The following is a 16,351-nucleotide window of genomic DNA, read 5'->3' on the forward strand; positions in this document are numbered from 1 at the left end:
CGGCCCGCCTGGGGTGCCACGGCGGCGGGGCGCCCCGCTTAGCCGGGTCCCGCCCGCCCGGCGTCCCCCCGGTCGCCGGGCGAGGGGTGGCTCCCGCGCCGTGCGCCGCGAACGCCTCCCCGCCCCGCCGCCTCATGGCGGCAGGGGCTTCGCCCCCGGACCCCGAAAGCTGGGGCGGAGCACCCGCCCCCTGTCCCTCCGGCGCCCAACTCTGGGGCGGAGCCCCCGCCCTCCAGCCCCTCCGGCGTTTGAGGAGCGGGGTCTGGGGCGGAGCCCCAGTTGGGGGAAGGGGCGGGGAGGGGAAACAGCCCGCCGCAGGCGACAAGCGCCCCGCCCGACAACCCCTAGAACGAAGTCAGCGTGAGCGTGATCGCCTTCGGCGCGGTGTCCTGGATGTAGGACGCGAACTCCGCCACATCGTCGAAGGCGAAACCGTACGCCTTGCCGTCCTCGGTCGCCGCGTGCATCGCCTTCGCGTAGTGGTTGGTGACCTCCTCACCGTAGAAGGCCGCCGGATCCGTGGTCGGCTGGGCATCGGCGTTGTGCAGCGTCGTGCGGTTGAAGCCCGCGCCGAGGATCGCCGCGACCGGCCCCGTGGTCCCGTCGTTGGGCGCGGCCAGGGCCCCGTCGCAGAACAGCACGTCCTTGGTGGAGGGCTTGTCGAAGGAGACCGACGCCGGACCGGTGAAGGAGAACTTCCCGCCGCTCACCCGCCCGGTGAAGGTGCCCGCGTTGGTGGTGACCTTGAGGTCCTTCGATCCGTAGGTGTCCCAGACCTGGTCGATGTACGACGCGAAGTAGTCCTCCGCGAACGCCCCCTCGCCCAGCCCGTGCCCCGGAGCGATCACCCGCAGATTGTCGCCGACGATCAGCTTCTTGAAGGCGTCGACCCCGGCGAGGTCGGAGAAGACCTTGGCGCGGGCGCCGTCCTTGAGGGTGCCGGTCGTCTGGTCCTCGGCGCCGGTGAGGTGGATCGACAGCGGGACGCTGAACATGTCCACCATGGTGGTGTTGCAGTACATCCCCGAGGAGTTGTACGTGAACTCCGCGCAGTCGTGCATGATGTCGTAGTTCGGGTCGCCGGACACCCAGCCCGCCGGGTACTGCAGCGCGGCCTTGCCCGACCCGTCCTCGACCACCTTGAGCTTGAGCTTGGAGCCCAGCGCCACATAGATCCGGCCGGACATCTGCGGCAGGTTCAGCTTGGTGTCACCGCTTCCGGACAGCGGGATCGCGTAGTCGGTGAAGCCGTCCGAGCCGTTGTCGGAGAGCGCGACGGGGGCGATCTCACCGTCCGGGGTGACGTGGACCTGCCGGTCGCCCTCGTTGCCGACGATGTAGAGCCATACCGACCCGTTGTCGTACTGCCCCGTCTTGTTCACGACGGTCAGGGGCAGGGAGGCGGCGGCCTTCGCACCCGGTGCTCCGCTGGCGCGGCTGCCCGCGAAGGCGAGACCGGTTCCCGCGGCGGCGGCGGAGGCGGCGATTCCGCCCAGCAGCTTCCTGCGACTGATCATGATGATGGTGCTCCTCGGCGTAGTGGGGGTTGCCGGGAAAATGGCGTGGGGGGTGACGGGAGGCGCGGAATTGAGAGCGCTCTCTCGTTCCTCTGCCCAGCACCCTGCCGATCAACGGCCGGGCCCGTCAACCCCTTCACTAAGAAAGGTCTGCACCAACTCATCGTAGACGCTGAGGACATGGGCGACGGTGTCGTCCTCCGTCGGCCACCCCGCCGTACGCGCCCGCCCCGCCGCGGCGAGCTCCACCCGGCGCACCGGATCGGCGAGCAGCCCCGTCACGGCCTCGGCCAGGGCCTCGGGGTCCCCGTACGGGACGAGTTCGGCCGCCTCCCCCACCAGCTCCGGCACTCCGCCGACCGCCGTGGCCACCAGGGGCACCCCCGCGTGCAGCGCCTCCTGGGCCAGCAGCGAACGGGCCTCCCAGCGGCTGGAGAGCACCGCGACATCGGCCGCGGAGAGCAGCTGCGGCACATCCTCACGGCGGCCGAGGAGCCGCACCGGCAGCCCCTCGGCGTCGATCCGGCGCTGGAGCACCGCACGGTCCGGACCCTCCCCCGCCACCACCAGCAGCGGCCGCGGATCCAGCGTCCGCCAGTGCCGGGCCGCGTCCAGCAGCGGGCCGTGTCCGGCTGTCGCCTCCAGCCGCCCCGCCGTGACCAACAACGGCCGCTCCACCACGCCCAGTTCGGCCCGCGCCTTCTGGCGGCGGCCGTCGGCGGTCTCCTGCGACCGGCGCGGGGCGGGCACCGCGACCGGGGCCAGCCGGGCGTCCCGCGCACCGCGGGCGCGGGCCCGGGCCACCAGATCCGAGGAGGCCCCCAGCACGATCGCGGCGGCCCGCGCCACCCGGCGCTCCATCAGCCGGATCAGCCGGGCCCGCGCGCCCTCGGCGTCCACCCGGGTGTGCCAGGTGACGATCAGGGGCACGCTACGGCCCCGCAGCGCCACCGCCGCCAGCAGCCCCGAGCGCAGCCCGTGGGCGTGCACCAGGGCCGCGCCCTGGGTGGCCCTGCGCAGCGACGCGATGCTTCCGGCGTCCGTCAGGGCGTCGAGCCCGGTGAACCGCGCTCCCGTCTGGGTGAAGCCGTAGCCCTGTTCCGCGCTCCAGGGTCCGCACACGGTCACCCGCAGCCCGCGCGCCACCAGCCCGGCCGACAGCGACCGGACGTGCACCCCGCTGCCCGAACTCCCGGTGCCCAGCACCTGGACGGCGTGCAGCGACGACTGCCCGTGCGGCGGGACCGGGGTGTCACTCACGGTACTGCTCACGCGGGCGGAGCTCCTGAGACGGTGTCGGGCGGTGGGGGGGTGGCGGGGGGCGGTGCGGACGCGCTCCGCCCAAGGATGCCAGCACTCGCCGAACCCTCGTCGCAACGCTCCCTGATGACGCCTGCCCCGAACCCGCTCGCGCGTCCGCGGCACCACCCGTTCGGGTGAGGGTTCGGTGAGATGTCGCGTCACGGATTGGGGGAAGGGCCGGATGAACGATCGATGAGGCGTCGCACGAAGGATCGAGGAAGGCGCCGCGTGAAGGATAGGGGAAGCGAGGCACGGAGGGTTGGGGGAGGCACCCCGTAAGGGGACCGCGTGCAGCGTGGAAGCGTGGTGTGAGGGGTCGGCGCCGCGTGACGGATCGGCGAGGCGTGACGCATCAGCGCCACGTGATGGGTTAACGAGGCGTGACGGGTCAGCGAGGCGTGACGGATCAGCGTCCCGCGCGGGCCGCCTCCAGGAGCTCTTCGGCATGCGCCCGCGCGAGTTCGGAGTCCTCCTGGCCCGCGAGCATCCGCGACAGCTCCCGTACGCGGTCCTCGCCCTCCATGGCCTTCACACCGCTTCGGGTCACCGACCCGTCGTTGGTCTTCTCGACCACCAGATGCCGGTCGGCGAAGGCCGCGACCTGCGGCAGGTGGGTGACCACCACGACCTGTGCGGAGCGGGCGAGCTTGGCCAGCCGACGGCCCACCTCGACCGCCGCCTTACCGCCGACACCGGCGTCCACCTCGTCGAAGAGATACGTCGGTACGGGGTCGGAGCCCGCGAAGACGACCTCGACCGCGAGCATCACCCGGGACAGCTCGCCCCCGGATGCGCCCTTGGCGATCGGCCGGGGCGGGGCGCCCGGATGGGGCGCCAGCAGCAGCTCGACCTCATCGGCGCCGTGCGGCCCGAAGACCACCGGGCGGCCGCCCACCTCGATCCCGTCCTCCTCCGTCTCGGTCTGACGGATCGCGAAGGTGACCCGGGCGTGCGGCATCGCCAGGGAGGCCAGCTCGGCGGTGACCGCCTCAGCGAACCGCCCGGCCGCATCTGTACGGGCGTCGGTGAGCGCCTGCGCCAGCTCGCCCAGCTCGGCGCGGAGGGCGTCGCGCTCGGCGGTCAGCTCGCCGACACGGTCGTCGTCGCCGTCGAGTTCGGCCAGCCGTGCGGCGCCCTGCTCGGCCCAGGCCAGCACGTCCGCGATGGTCTCGCCGTACTTACGGGTCAGCTGGGTCAGCGCCGCTCGGCGCTCCTCGACGGCGGCCAGGCGGATCGGATCGGCGTCCAGGTTGTCGGCGTACCCCGCGAGCTCCCCCGCCACATCGGACAGCAGGATGCCGACCTCGCCGATCCGGTCGGCGAGCCCGGCGAGCGCCTGGTCATGGGAGCGCACGGCCTCCACGGCGCGGTGGGCGCCGCCGACCAGGGTCGCCGCGTCCACGCCCTCCGGGTCCTCAGGGTTCCCGGCGAGGGCGGCGTGCGCGACGGCGGCGGCGGACGCCAGGGCCTCGGCGTGCCCCAGCCGTTCGGCCTCGGCCGCCAGCTCCTCGTCCTCCCCGGGTCGGGGCTCGGCCGCCGCGACCTCCTCGAGGCCGAAGCGCAGCAGATCCGCCTCCTGCGCCCGCTCGCGGGCCCGCGTGGTCAGCTCCTCCAACTCGGCCGAGACCGCGCGCAGCCGGCGATGGGCCCCCGCGTACTTCTCCAGGGGCCCGGCCACCGCGGCACCCGCGTAACGGTCCAGCGCCTGCCGCTGCCGGGCGGGCCGCAGCAGGCCCTGCTGATCGGTCTGGCCGTGCACGGCCACGAGATCGTCGGCCAGCTCGCCCAGCAGCCCCACGGGGACCGAGCGGCCGCCCACATGGGCGCGCGACCGCCCTTCGGCGGAGAGCGTACGGCTGATCAGCAGCACGCCGTCGTCGAGCTCGGCCCCCGCCTCCTCCGCCCTTACGGCCGCCGCCGAGCGGGCGTCGACCGTAAGGCGGCCCTCGACGACCGCCGCCTTGGCCCCGATCCGCACCAGGGCGGCGTCGGCGCGACCGCCCAGCAGCAGCCCGAGGCTGGTGACGACCATGGTCTTGCCCGCGCCGGTCTCACCGGTCACCGCGGTGAAGCCGGGCGACAGCTCGACGACCGCGTCGTCGATGACGCCCAGCGCACGTATCCGCATCTCCTCCAGCACGTGAAAGACCATACGAGGTTTGGTCGCCGCGATGCGACGAAGGGGCGCCACTTATGGGGTCGACCCGCACATCTGCCCGGTCCGAGGCGGGGGCTCCGCCCCCTCGCTCCCGCCGGGCTCCGCCCCGGACCCCGCTCCTCAATCGCCGGAGGAGCTTGAACGGCGAGCCCCCGCCGCACGGCAGGGGCTGCGCCCCTGGCCCCCGGTCCTGGTCCGGGCCCCGCGCAGCCCCGGATTGGGGGCTGGGGCGGGAGCCCCAGTTTCGTGAAGGGGCGGGGAGGGGAAGGGCTCGCCGCGGGCGGCGAGCCAGACCCGTCGGGCGTCCGCTAGTGCGGCGCGCCCCGCCACCCCGCCACCGGCAGGGCGAACTTGGCGACCAAGCGGTCCGTGAACGACGCGTGGTGGAGCCGGGCCAGCCGGACCGGCACCGCCCCCCGGCGCACCTCGACCCGCGCCCCCGCCGGAAGCTCCACCGTGCGGCGGCCGTCGCACCACAGCACCCCGTGCGGGGTCTGCGGCTGCACCTCGACCGCGAGCACCGATTTCGGCGACGCCACCAGCGGCTTGGCGAACAGCGCATGGGCGCTGATCGGCACCATCAGCAGCGCCTCCACCTCGGGCCACACCACCGGCCCGCCCGCCGAGAAGGCGTAGGCCGTCGAACCGGTCGGGGTCGCGCAGACCACGCCGTCGCCGCCGAACCGCGAGACCGGGCGGTTGTCGACCTCCGTGACCACTTCGAGCAGCCGCTCACGCGCCGCCTTCTCGACCGACGCCTCGTTCAGCGCCCAGTCCGTGTGCACGATGTGCCCGTCGTTGCGGACCAGCACATCGATCGTCATCCGCTCCTCGACCTCGTACTGCCGGGTCACCACCCGGTCCACCACCTTGTCGAGGTCGTCCCGCTCGGCCTCGGCCAGGAAGCCCACCCGGCCGAGGTTCACGCCGAGCATCGGCACGCCCGAGACCCGGGCGAACTCCGCGCCGCGCAGCAGCGTGCCGTCCCCGCCGAGGACGACCAGCAGCTCACAGCCGTCCAGCACATCACGGTCCGCGTCGACGCGTTCGACAGCGGGCGGCAGCGGCAGGTCCGCCGCCTCGGCGGCCAGCACCCGCACCCCGATCCCGCTGCGCAGCAGCCCCTGAACGACCAGTTCGGCGCTGCGGATGGCCGCGGGGCGGCCGGTGTGCGCGAGAAGGAAGACAGTGCGGTCCGCCGTCGCCTCGGCCGCCGGAGTCAGCGGCCCGACCGCCGGTGCCGCCACCGCGTCCCCCGCCCCCGCCCGCGTCCCGGGAGCGGCCCCGGGCTCGGGCACTGCTTCCTTCTGCTGCGCTGCTTCTGAAGTGGTCAACTGGGCCCCTCCGCCACTGCACGGTCAACATCCGCCGGGTCCAGTGCCGGCGCCCCGGCGCGCATCCACAAAAAGTACTCGACGTTACCCGACGGCCCCGGGAGCGGGCTGGCCGTTACGCCCAGCACCCCCAGTCCCAGCTCCGCCGCCCGCCCGGCCACCGTGCGCACCGCCTCGGCGCGCAGCCCGGCGCTGCGGACCACCCCCCCGCTGCCCAGCCGCTCCTTGCCGACCTCGAACTGTGGCTTGACCATCAGCACCAGATCGGCGTCGGGCGCCGCGCACCGCACAAGGGCGGGCAGGACGAGCCCGAGCGGAATGAACGAGAGATCACCGACCACCAAGTCCACCGGCTTCCCGCCAATCCGCTCAAGTGACAGCTCGCGCACGTTTGTACGGTCGTGAACGCTGACCCGTTCATCGCTCTGCAGCGACCAGGCGAGCTGCCCGTAGCCGACGTCGACGGCGAGCACCCGAGCGGCGCCCGCGCGCAGCAGGACGTCCGTGAAGCCTCCGGTCGACGCGCCCGCGTCCAGCGCCACCCGCCCGGCGACCTTCAGCCCCGCCGCCCCGGCTCCCGTGGCAGGGTGCGCCCCGGGGGCCTGCCCGGCGCCCGCGCCCTTCCGGTACTCCTCGCTGAAGGCGCACAGCGCGCCCGCCAGCTTGTGGCCGCCGCGCGAGACGTAGTCCGGATCGCTGTCGTCCTCGATCACGACGACGGCCGCGCTGGTCTCCACCTGGGTGGCCGGTTTGGTCGCCACCGCCCCGCCGATGGTGACCCGGCCCGCGGCGATCAGCTGGCTGGCATGCTCACGCGAGCGCGCCAGCTTGCGGCGCACCAGCTCCGCGTCGAGTCGTACGCGTCGTGGGCGGGTCACTGCCACGGGTGGTTCAGCTCCTGAGGTCGTTTACGCAGTGGACGGGGGCCGCGGACCGGTCGGCGGTGACGGTGGTGGCGGCGGGCCGGGCCGCCGGTCGAGTGCGGTGAGCGTGTCGCGCAGGCCCTGGTGGACATCCTCGTACACCTCCAGATGTCCGCTCGTCCCGAGGTGGTCGGCGTCGGCCAGCCGAGCCAGCCGGGCGTCCACCTCGGCGACGCCGGTGGGCGTACGGTCCACGCCGAGCGGGGCCGGATCGGCCGGGCCGGGCGGCTCCGGCACGATCTCGGCCACGGCCTCGGGCACCCACTCCTCGGCCACCGACTGATCGGGCACTGCCTCGACCACCGACTCAGACTCCGGCTCAAGCACCGACTCCGGCTCCGGCGCGACGTCCTCGGCCCCCTCCTCGCCCCCTTCGGCACGTACAGCCCCGTCGGGCACCGGCACCACCGGCACCACCGGCTCCTGCGCGGCCTCCCGCGCATCCCCGGCCGCAGGACCGGACTGTGGGCCGGGCCACCCGGCCGACATCGGCTCGCTCATGGCCCCGACGCTACCGCGAATCCCTCGTTCTCCGACGTACGAGACCTGGGGTAACGTCGTCCGCGATGGCGACCTTGGAAGAGTGCCGCAGCGCACTCGACAAACTGGCGGAGAACCTCGCGACCGCGAACGGGGACCTCCGCAGCGCTACCGCGCTCGATCGCTCGGTCAGCTGCTGGATCACCGACCTGGACACCACGTTCGTCGGCCGTCTCGTGGACAGCCGGATCGAGGACGTGACGACCGAGCCGGGCCCCCCGGCCGAGCGTGCGCAGATCCGGCTGGCGATGACCGGCGACGACCTGGTGGCCCTGGTCAACGGCGAGCTGCACTTCGCGCGGGCGTGGGGCGCCGGACGGATCAAGCTCGAGGCCGGGCTGCGCGACCTGCTGCGGCTACGGAAGCTGATCTAGGACAAACGCCACAAGCACCCCCGAGCGCCCCGCCTCAAGCTCTGCGCCACCCGGCCTGCCCGCCCTCAGGACTCGCTCACCGCGGCGCCCGCCAACGGCGCCTCCACCCGTGCCGTACGCGACCGGCGGGCGGCCGGGATCACCAGCGGCGTCCCCGTCTCCGGGTCGTCGATCACCTGGCAGCTCAGCCCGAAGACCCGCTCCACCAGCTCCGCCGTGACCACGTCCCCCGGCTCCCCCTCCGCGACGACCTCCCCGCCCCGCATCGCGATCAGATGGGTGGCGTAGCGGGCGGCGTGGTTCAGGTCGTGGAGCACGGCGACGAGGGTGCGGCCCTGCTCCTCGTGGAGCTGGGCGCACAGGTCCAGCACATCGATCTGGTGCTGGATGTCCAGATACGTCGTGGGCTCGTCGAGGAGCAGCAGCGGGGTCTGCTGGGCGATGGCCATCGCGATCCACACCCGCTGGCGCTGACCGCCGGACAATTCGTCGACATACCGATCCGCGAGCTCGGCCACCCCGGTCGCCGCCATCGATTCGTCGACGATCCGCTCGTCCGTCTCCGACCACTGCCGCAGCAGCCCCTGATGGGGATAGCGGCCGCGGGCGACCAGGTCGGCGACGGTGATCCCGTCCGGGGCGATCGAGGACTGGGGCAGCAGGCCGAGGGTACGGGCGACCTTCTTGGCGGACAGCGAGCCGATCGACTGCCCGTCCAGCAGCACCGATCCGGCCGTCGGCTTGAGCATCCGGGACAGGGCGCGCAGCAGGGTCGACTTCCCGCAGGCGTTGGGCCCGACGATGACCGTGAAGGAGTGGTCGGGGATGGTCACCGACAGCTCCTCGGCGACCGTGCGCCGGTCGTAGGCGAGGGTCAGCCCCTCCGCCATGAGCCGCTGCCGGTCCCGCTCCCGCTGGTCCTGGGTGCCGCTCGTGCTGGAAGCCACGGTCTGCCGGGTGTCCTTGTCCATGTCGTCTTCCGTCCGGGTCGTGTCCATAGTCGTCAGTCGTCATATCCGCCCCGCCCTGCGCTCGGTCACCAGCAGCCACAGCAGATAGGCACCGCCCAGCATCCCGGTGAGCACCCCCACCGGCAGCTGATCGGCCCCGAAGGTGCGCTGGGCGGCCCAGTCGGCGGTGACCAGCAGCGCGGCGCCCATCCAGGCCGCGGGGAGCAGGTTCGGGCCCGGCGAGCGGGTGAGCCTGCGGGCCAGCTGCGGGGCGACGAGCGCCACGAAGGCGACGGGCCCGGCGGCTGCCGTGGCGGACGCGACCAGGAGCACGGCCGCGCCCATCACCACCATCCGCGTCCGCTCCACCCGCACCCCGAGTGCATAGGCGCTGTCGTCGCCCATCTCCAGCATCCGCAGGTTCCGCGCCTGCCCTATGACCACCGGCATGAGCACCGCGCAGACGGCCAGCAGCGGCCAGACCTGGTCCCAGTCGCGGCCGTTCAGCGAGCCGGTCAGCCACAACACCGCGCGGGCCGCGTCCTCCTGGCGGGCCTGGGTGAGCAGATAGCCGTTGACGGCGGTGAACGTCGCGGAGGTGCCGATGCCCACGAGGACCAGCCGGTAGCCGTGGACGCCCTGCCGCCAGGCCAGCGCGTAGACGCCCAGTCCGGTCAGCGCCCCGCCGAGGACGGCCCCGGTGGCGACCACGCTCGGATCGCCCTTGACCAGCACGATGGCCGTGAGCGCCCCGGCCGCCGCGCCCTGGCCGAGGCCGATCACATCCGGGCTGCCCAGCGGATTGCGGGAGATGGACTGGAAGATCGCCCCGCCCATCCCCAGGGCCGCGCCGACCAGCAGCCCCACCAGCACCCGCGGCAGCCGCAGCTCGTTGACGATGAAGTCCTGCGCCACGGTGCCGTTGCCGAGCAGCGTGCGCACCACATCGGCGGGGGCGATGGGGAAGTCGCCGGTGCCGATCAGCACGACGCCCATCACCAGCGCCAGGGCGATCAGCAGCAGCCCCACGACGGCGCCGCGGACGTCCAGGCGCAGCGAGAGACCGGCGGTGCGCAGCGTGACCCCGCGCGCCCCGGCCGTGCTGGACGTGCTGGTGCGCTTGCTCACGTTCACAGTTGGGCCATCCTTCGGCGACGTACGAGGTAGATGAAGAGGGGCCCGCCGATGAAGGTGGTGACGACGCCGACCTGGAGCTCCGCGGGCCGGGTGACCAGCCGCCCGATCACATCGGCGCCCAGCAGCAGAACGGGCGAGAGCACCGCGGCGTACGGCAGGATCCAGCGCATATCGGGCCCGGTGAGCGCGCGGACCAGATGCGGCACGATCAGCCCGACGAACGCGATCGGCCCGCACGCGGCGGTCGCGGCCCCGCACAGCAGGGTGACCGCGATCATCGAAAGCGCCCGGGTGCGGTTGAGGTTGCTGCCGAGCGCGCGGGCCGTGTCGTCGCCGAGCGCCACGGCGTTCAGCGAACGGCCCAGCAGAACCGCCAGTACGGCGCCGACCAGGAGGAACGGGGCCACCTGCCGTACCACCGTCATATTGGCGGAGGCGAGCGAACCCACCGTCCAGAAGCGCATCTTGTCGAGCGCCGCGGTGTCCAGCAGCTCCACCGCGTTGACGTAGCCGTAGAGCGCCGCGTACACCGCCATCCCGGCGAGCGCCAGCCGCACCGGGGTGGCGCTCCGGCTGCCGCCGAGCGCGTACACCAGCACGGACACGACGGCGGTGCCGAGGAACGCGAACCACACATAGCCGGTGAGCGAGGTGACGCCGAGGAAGCTGATGGCCGATACGACGGCGGCGGACGCGCCCGCGTTCAGCCCCAGCAGCCCGGGGTCGGCGAGCGGGTTGCGGGTGAGGGCCTGGATGACCGCGCCCGCGAGGCCGAGGCCGAGGCCGACGAGCAGCCCGAGGACGGTGCGCGGCAGCCGTACGTCCCGGATCACCACATCGGTGTCACTGCCGGTGTAGTGGAACAGCCCGTGCCACACCTGGTCCAGCGGAATCGGTTTGGCGCCGATCGCGATGGACGCCGCGGCGATCGCCAGCAGCACGCCAAGGGAGATGACCAATCCGGTCGCACGGCGCGCGGTGCGCCGCCGGGGCGGCGCGCTCGCTGTCTCGGTCCCGGCTTTCGCCGGACTGACCAGGGTCACGCGGAACTCCACCTCACAGCACGGCCGATCAGGACTCAGGTTAAGTTAGGTTATCCTAAGTCCCACTGGCCGCATCCATGCGGGCTCCCCGGAGCGCACGTCCGGCCGAGGAGCCCCGGCGAGGTCAGCACCTCGGCCCCGTCGGCCCAAAGCCACAGCCCCGTGGGCTCACAGCCCCAGCCGGGCCAGAGCCTTCCCCGCGTCCGCGTCGCTCGCACCGTCGCCCGCCTCGGACCACGCCGCCGCGCAGAGCGCCCGCAGCCCGTCCAGCGGCTCCTCGCCCCCGCCCGCCAGCGCCAGCGCGCCGCTCTCGACCCGCGCCGCCCAGCCCCCGCACCGGAAGCCACCCGCCGCCCCGTCCCGCTCCACCTCCGGCTGCGGGGTGAGCAGCCCCCGCAGGTCGCGGTCCACATACGTCGGCCGGTGGCCGGGCTCGGCGGCCAGCAGCTGTACGGGCGTGGTCACCCCGGTCAGCACCAGCAGCGAGTCCACCCCGCCCGCGTACGCGCCCTCGATATCGGTGTCCAGCCGGTCCCCGACCACCAGCGGCCGCCGGGCGCCGGTCCGCAGCACCGTCTCCCGGTGCATCGGCGGCAGCGGCTTCCCGGCGGCCTGCGGAGACGTGCCCGCCACGATGCGTACGACCTCCACCGCCGCGCCGTTGCCCGGGGCGATGCCCCGTCCGCTGGGGATCGTCAGGTCCAGGTTGGAGGCGAACCACGGCACCCCGCGCGCCACCGCGTACCCCGCCTCCATCAGCCGGGCCCAGGGCATGTCCGGCCCGCCGTACCCCTGCGCCACCGCCGCCGGGTCGTCGTCCGCCGAGTCCACCGGCGTCAGCCCGCGCTCGCGCAGCGCCACCCGCAGCCCCTCACCGCCGATCACCAGCACCCGCGCCCCCTTGGGCAGCTGCTCGGAGATCAGCCGGGCGACCGCCTGCGCGGAGGTGATCACATCGTCGGGGGTGGCGGGCATCCCGAGCCGGGTCAGATGCTCGGCCACCCCCTCCGGCGTCCGCAGCGCGTTATTGGTCACATACGCCAGCCGCATCCCGCCGTCCCGCGCGGTGACCAGCGACTCCACGGCATGGTCAATGGCCTCGCCGCCCGCGTACACCACCCCGTCGAGGTCCAGCAGAGCCGTGTCGTACGCCTCGTGCAGCGACCGTCGGCTCGACTCGGGCCGGGTGCGGACGGGTTGGTTCATGGGGGCCACTCCCTCACAGATCTGTGCGCGTCTCCCCCGATCATCGCGTATCGCCGCACGGGGCATAACATTCCCTGATGAGCATTCCAGGGCCTGGCGGACAAGGTCTGCAGCTCACCCCCTTCCGGGGGTTGCGCTATGTCGCGGAGCGGGTCGGCAGTCTCGCCGCCGTCACCTCACCGCCCTACGACGTGGTGGTCAGGCCCGAGGGCCTGCGCGAGCTCGAGACGGCGGACCCGTACAACATCGTCCGGCTGATCCTGCCGCAGGCCGGGACCCCGGAGGCCCGCAACCGCCAGGCCGCCGAGACACTGCGCCGCTGGCAGGCGGACGGAGTGCTCGCCCCGGACCCCGAACCCGCGCTCTACGTCTACGAGCAGCGTGACGGCCCGGCCCTCCAGCGCGGGCTGATCGGCGCGCTGCGGCTGAGCCCCCGCGAGGAGGGCATCGTCCTCCCCCACGAGGAGGTCATGCCGCATGTCGTCGAGGACCGGGCCGATCTGATGCGCGCCACCGCCGCCCATCTGGAACCGCTGCTGCTCGCCTATCGCGGCAACGGGAACGGGACCCCGGGAGCCCCGGCGAACGGGGCTTCAGCGAACGGGTCCTCAGGAAGCGCGACGGCCGCCGCCGGGCAAGGGATCGCCGGACAGGACATCGGCGGGGCGGCGCAGGTCATCGAACGCACCATCCTGCAGGAGCCGTTGCTCTCCACGACCACCGAGGACGGCGTCGACCACCATCTGTGGCGGATCACCAACCCCACCGACCTCGTGGCGATCTCCACCGACCTCCGCCACCACCAGGCCCTCATCGCCGACGGCCACCACCGCTGGGCCACCTATCTGCGGCTGCGCGAGGAGCGACGGGAGCCCGGCCCCTGGGACTTCGGGCTCGTCCTCCTCGTCGACACCGCCCGCTATCCGCTCCGGGTCCGCGCCATCCACCGGCTGCTCCGCCGACTGCCCCCGGACGAGGCGCTTCCGGCGGTACGGCGGGCATTCCGGGTACGGACGGTCGACGGCCCGCTGCCGCGCGCCCTGGAGACCCTCGCCGAGGCGGCCGAGACGGCGCGCGCCAAGCCCGAACCCGGCGCGCCGAACGCCTTCCTGCTGGCCGGGGACGGCCACTTCCACCTCCTGGACCGGCCGGATCCGGAGCTGCTGGCCCGTACGGTCCCCGACGGACGCCCGGAGACATGGCGGACGCTGGACGCCACCGTGCTCCACCACACCCTGCTGAACCATCTGTGGAACGTCCCGGACACACCCGAGCACATCGGCTACCTCCACGATCCGGAGGCGGCCGTCGAACAGGCGGAGCGGCTGGGCGGCACGGCGGTGCTGATGCATCCGGTACGCGAGGACGTCGTGCACGAGCTGGCGCGGCAGGGCATCGCGATGCCGCACAAGTCGACGTCCTTCGGACCGAAACCGGCGACGGGGCTGGTGCTGCGGAGCCTGACGCTGGGGTGAGCCCTTCGGGCGCGGACACGCGGCCGGACACGCGGGCGGGCATACGAAGGGGGCGGGACCCCGGTCCGGGATCCCGCCCCCTCATGTCACGGCATCAACGGCCGTCGCCGTCCTCGCTGTCCTCGCCGTCGTTCTCGAACCCGGCCGTCTGGCCCTCGGACACCGCCTCGGCCACGGGCTCGGCGCTGTCGGCCTCGGGCTCGACCATGTCCTCGTCGGACGGCAGCGCGTCGGCCTCCGGCTCCCCGGCTTCCGGCTCCCCGGCTTCCGGCTCCCCGGCCGTCGCTCCCCCGACGGGCTGAGCGGTGTCGTCGTCCGCCGTCTCCTCGGGGTCGAGGGCGTCCACGAACTCGACCCCGTCCAGCTCGGCGAGCCGGTCCGACGCGTCCGTGCTCCCGCTCTGATCCGCCTCGAGCGCCTTGGCGAACCACTCGCGGGCCTCGTCCTCGCGGCCGACCGCCAGCAGCGCGTCGGCGTACGCGTAGCGCAGCCGGGCGGTCCAGGGCTGGATGGAGTTCGAGGCCAACTCCGGGCTCTGCAGGGTCACCACGGCCGCGTCGGCCTGGCCCATGTCGCGCCGGGCCCCGGCGGCCACCATCCGCATCTCGACCTGACCGGCCCGGTCCAGCTTCTGCACCTCCGGCTCACCGGCCATGGCCAGCGCCCGCTCGGGGCGGCCCATGCCGCGCTCACAGTCGGCCATCACCGGCCACAGCTCGGAGTTACCGGTCATACGGCGCGCGGCGCGGAACTCCGCCAGCGCCTCGGCGTACTTCCCGACCGCGTACGAGGCGAAGCCCGCGGCCTCGCGCACGGCGGCCACCCGGGAGGCGAGCCGCAGGGCGACGCGCGAGTACTGGTACGCCCGCTCTGGTTCCTCGTCCAGCAGCTTGGCCACCATGACGAGGTTCTTCGCGACGTCCTCGGCGAGGGTCTTCGGCAGGCTCATCAGCTCCTGCCGCACACCCTTGTCGATCTCGTCCCCTGTGACGTCCTCGGGGATCGGCAGCCGCTTGATCGGCTCACGGTCGCGGTCCCTGCCGCGCTCTTCGCGACGCCCGTACCCGCCGCCGCGGTCGTCACGGCGCTGGAACCCACCACCGCCACCACCGGAGCGCCGATCGTCACGCCCCCGGCCCTGGCCATACGGCCGACTCGGCCCGCGATCATCGCGCCCACCCCGGAAGCCACCGCCGCGGTCATCACGCCGAGGCCCACGGGGCCGCTCATCACGGCGGTCGTCCCGCCGGAACCCACCACGATCATCGTCACGACGATACGAAGGCCGCTCATCACGACGCTCATCCCGCCGGAACCCACCACGATCGTCATCACGACGATACGAAGGCCGCTCATCACGACGCTCGTAGCCGCCGCCCCGGCCGCCACGGTCACGATCGCGGTCATCGCGGCGGAAGCCACCACGGTCGTCCCGACGCTCATCGCGCCGGTCATCCCGATGGGCATCGCGGCGGTAGCCACCACGGTCATCGTCACGGCGGAAGCCCGGCTGATCGTCACGGTCCCGGCGGAAGCCGCCCGGACGGGAGCCACCGTCACGGTCATCACGCCGAGGCCCACGCGACCGATCGTCACGCCGCTCGTCCCGGCGGTCATCACGACGGTCATCCCGGCGCTCGTAACGCCCGGCGGGACGGCCACCCCGGTCATCGCGGCGCCCATAGCCGCCGGGGCGGCCCCCACGCTCATCGTCGCGCCGCGGGCCGCGCGACCGGTCGTCCCGGCGATCATCCCGGCGCTCGTCCCGCCTGTCATCGCGGCGGTCATCGCGACGGAAACCACCACGGTCATCATCCCGGCGGAAGCCACCGCGGTCATCGTCACGACGCGGCCCGCGCGGCCGCTCCTCGCGGCGGTCGTCACGCCGGAAACCACCACGACCGCCGTCGCGGCGCGGCCCGGAGCCACGGACCTCCCGCCGGTCGCCGGAGTTCGGGCGCCGCGGCTCGCGGCCCGACCGGTCATCGGGAGAGTTGGTGGACATCGGCGTGACTCCTGTCGTCAAGTACTGCAGCCATTCTCCCGCACCGATCACACCGATGCGGGCCCAGCAAAAACAAAAGGACCCTTGGTCCCAGCATGCACGCTGGGACCAAGGGTCCTTCAAAGATTGTTCGGCGGCGTCCTACTCTCCCACAGGGTCCCCCCTGCAGTACCATCGGCGCTGAAAGGCTTAGCTTCCGGGTTCGGAATGTAACCGGGCGTTTCCCTAACGCAATGACCACCGAAACCCTATCGGGTTCTAGCGAACAAGCACACTCTTCAATTAAGTAAAGTGGAACTGATTCACCGGTGCGACTGTTCGCAACCCGGGAACCACACAGTGGACGCGAGCATCTGAGGACAAGCCCTCGGCCTATTAGTACCAGTC

General features: G+C 73.1%; 14 protein-coding genes and 1 rRNA gene. 2 read left to right on the forward strand and 13 right to left on the reverse strand.

Features of this window, described 5'->3' with window-relative positions; genetic code table 11:
- Positions 1-344 precede the first annotated feature (344 nt).
- The 6 genes from VT50_RS36370 to VT50_RS36395 all read right to left on the reverse strand — a co-directional run bounded on the left by VT50_RS36370 (position 345) and on the right by VT50_RS36395 (position 7,510).
- Positions 345-1,517, reverse strand: coding sequence for a glycoside hydrolase family 64 protein (locus VT50_RS36370; RefSeq protein ID WP_046089700.1), 1,173 nt, complete (start codon positions 1,515-1,517; stop codon positions 345-347).
- 111 nt (positions 1,518-1,628) lie between these two features.
- Positions 1,629-2,789 (reverse strand): glycosyltransferase family 4 protein, encoded by a 1,161-nt coding sequence (locus VT50_RS36375; protein WP_107424968.1) that lies wholly within the window; start codon positions 2,787-2,789, stop codon positions 1,629-1,631.
- A 436-nt stretch (positions 2,790-3,225) separates the two neighbouring features.
- Complete coding sequence (gene recN / locus VT50_RS36380) at positions 3,226-4,971, reverse strand: DNA repair protein RecN (RefSeq protein ID WP_206269546.1); 1,746 nt, start codon at positions 4,969-4,971, stop codon at positions 3,226-3,228.
- A gap of 314 nt (positions 4,972-5,285) precedes the next feature.
- Positions 5,286-6,224 carry an NAD kinase gene (locus VT50_RS36385; RefSeq protein WP_240529455.1) on the reverse strand — a complete coding sequence of 313 codons (939 nt, stop codon included), beginning with the start codon at positions 6,222-6,224 and terminating at the stop codon, positions 5,286-5,288.
- Positions 6,225-6,307: 83 nt separating this feature from the next.
- On the reverse strand, positions 6,308-7,189 hold the full coding sequence (locus VT50_RS36390; protein ID WP_046087554.1) for a TlyA family RNA methyltransferase: 882 nt from the start codon (positions 7,187-7,189) through the stop codon (positions 6,308-6,310).
- 30 nt (positions 7,190-7,219) lie between these two features.
- Positions 7,220-7,510: a hypothetical protein gene (locus VT50_RS36395; RefSeq protein ID WP_046087557.1), complete on the reverse strand. Its 291-nt coding sequence runs from the start codon at positions 7,508-7,510 to the stop codon at positions 7,220-7,222.
- Positions 7,511-7,800: 290 nt separating this feature from the next.
- Here VT50_RS36395 and VT50_RS36400 point away from each other — a divergent pair, with 290 nt between their 5' ends.
- Entirely contained in the window at positions 7,801-8,148 is a 348-nt protein-coding gene (locus VT50_RS36400) for a hypothetical protein (RefSeq protein WP_046087553.1), read from the forward strand.
- 65 nt (positions 8,149-8,213) lie between these two features.
- Here VT50_RS36400 and VT50_RS36405 read toward each other — a convergent pair whose 3' ends face one another.
- The 4 genes from VT50_RS36405 to VT50_RS36420 all read right to left on the reverse strand — a co-directional run bounded on the left by VT50_RS36405 (position 8,214) and on the right by VT50_RS36420 (position 12,484).
- Positions 8,214-9,119, reverse strand: coding sequence for an ABC transporter ATP-binding protein (locus VT50_RS36405; RefSeq protein ID WP_046087552.1), 906 nt, complete (start codon positions 9,117-9,119; stop codon positions 8,214-8,216).
- Positions 9,120-9,158: 39 nt separating this feature from the next.
- Complete coding sequence (locus tag VT50_RS36410) at positions 9,159-10,232, reverse strand: FecCD family ABC transporter permease (RefSeq protein ID WP_046087551.1); 1,074 nt, start codon at positions 10,230-10,232, stop codon at positions 9,159-9,161.
- Positions 10,229-11,278: a FecCD family ABC transporter permease gene (locus tag VT50_RS36415; RefSeq protein ID WP_046087556.1), complete on the reverse strand. Its 1,050-nt coding sequence runs from the start codon at positions 11,276-11,278 to the stop codon at positions 10,229-10,231. Before VT50_RS36415 ends, VT50_RS36410 begins: the two co-directional genes overlap by 4 nt.
- Positions 11,279-11,446: 168 nt before the next feature.
- Positions 11,447-12,484 carry an HAD hydrolase-like protein gene (locus VT50_RS36420; protein ID WP_046087550.1) on the reverse strand — a complete coding sequence of 346 codons (1,038 nt, stop codon included), beginning with the start codon at positions 12,482-12,484 and terminating at the stop codon, positions 11,447-11,449.
- A gap of 77 nt (positions 12,485-12,561) precedes the next feature.
- Between VT50_RS36420 and VT50_RS36425 the strand changes: the two genes are divergently transcribed.
- Positions 12,562-13,959, forward strand: coding sequence for a DUF1015 family protein (locus tag VT50_RS36425; RefSeq protein ID WP_046087549.1), 1,398 nt, complete (start codon positions 12,562-12,564; stop codon positions 13,957-13,959).
- Between the two features lie 94 nt (positions 13,960-14,053).
- Here the strand turns inward: VT50_RS36425 and VT50_RS36430 are convergent, their stop codons facing one another.
- The 3 genes from VT50_RS36430 to rrf all read right to left on the reverse strand — a co-directional run bounded on the left by VT50_RS36430 (position 14,054) and on the right by rrf (position 16,209).
- Positions 14,054-14,923: a tetratricopeptide repeat protein gene (locus VT50_RS36430; protein WP_046087548.1), complete on the reverse strand. Its 870-nt coding sequence runs from the start codon at positions 14,921-14,923 to the stop codon at positions 14,054-14,056.
- A complete protein-coding gene (locus VT50_RS39890; RefSeq protein WP_167396656.1) occupies positions 14,908-15,843 on the reverse strand; it encodes a hypothetical protein in 936 nt (311 codons plus the stop codon). The genes VT50_RS36430 and VT50_RS39890 overlap by 16 nt, the downstream gene beginning before the upstream one ends.
- A gap of 249 nt (positions 15,844-16,092) precedes the next feature.
- Positions 16,093-16,209, reverse strand: a 5S ribosomal RNA gene (rrf, locus tag VT50_RS36440).
- Between the last annotated feature and the right edge of the window lie 142 nt (positions 16,210-16,351).

Source organism: Streptomyces antioxidans, assembly GCF_000968685.2.
Taxonomy (GTDB): Bacteria; Actinomycetota; Actinomycetes; order Streptomycetales; family Streptomycetaceae; genus Streptomyces; species Streptomyces antioxidans.

Coding starts and splice junctions, on each gene's coding strand:
- VT50_RS36370 (WP_046089700.1), bottom strand. CDS start 1,517: ATGATCAGTCGCAGGAAGCTGCTGGGCGGAATCGCCGCCTCCGCCGCC.
- VT50_RS36425 (WP_046087549.1), top strand. CDS start 12,562: ATGAGCATTCCAGGGCCTGGCGGACAAGGTCTGCAGCTCACCCCCTTC.
- recN (WP_206269546.1), bottom strand. CDS start 4,971: ATGGTCTTTCACGTGCTGGAGGAGATGCGGATACGTGCGCTGGGCGTC.
- VT50_RS36420 (WP_046087550.1), bottom strand. CDS start 12,484: ATGAACCAACCCGTCCGCACCCGGCCCGAGTCGAGCCGACGGTCGCTG.
- VT50_RS36405 (WP_046087552.1), bottom strand. CDS start 9,119: ATGGACAAGGACACCCGGCAGACCGTGGCTTCCAGCACGAGCGGCACC.
- VT50_RS36400 (WP_046087553.1), top strand. CDS start 7,801: ATGGCGACCTTGGAAGAGTGCCGCAGCGCACTCGACAAACTGGCGGAG.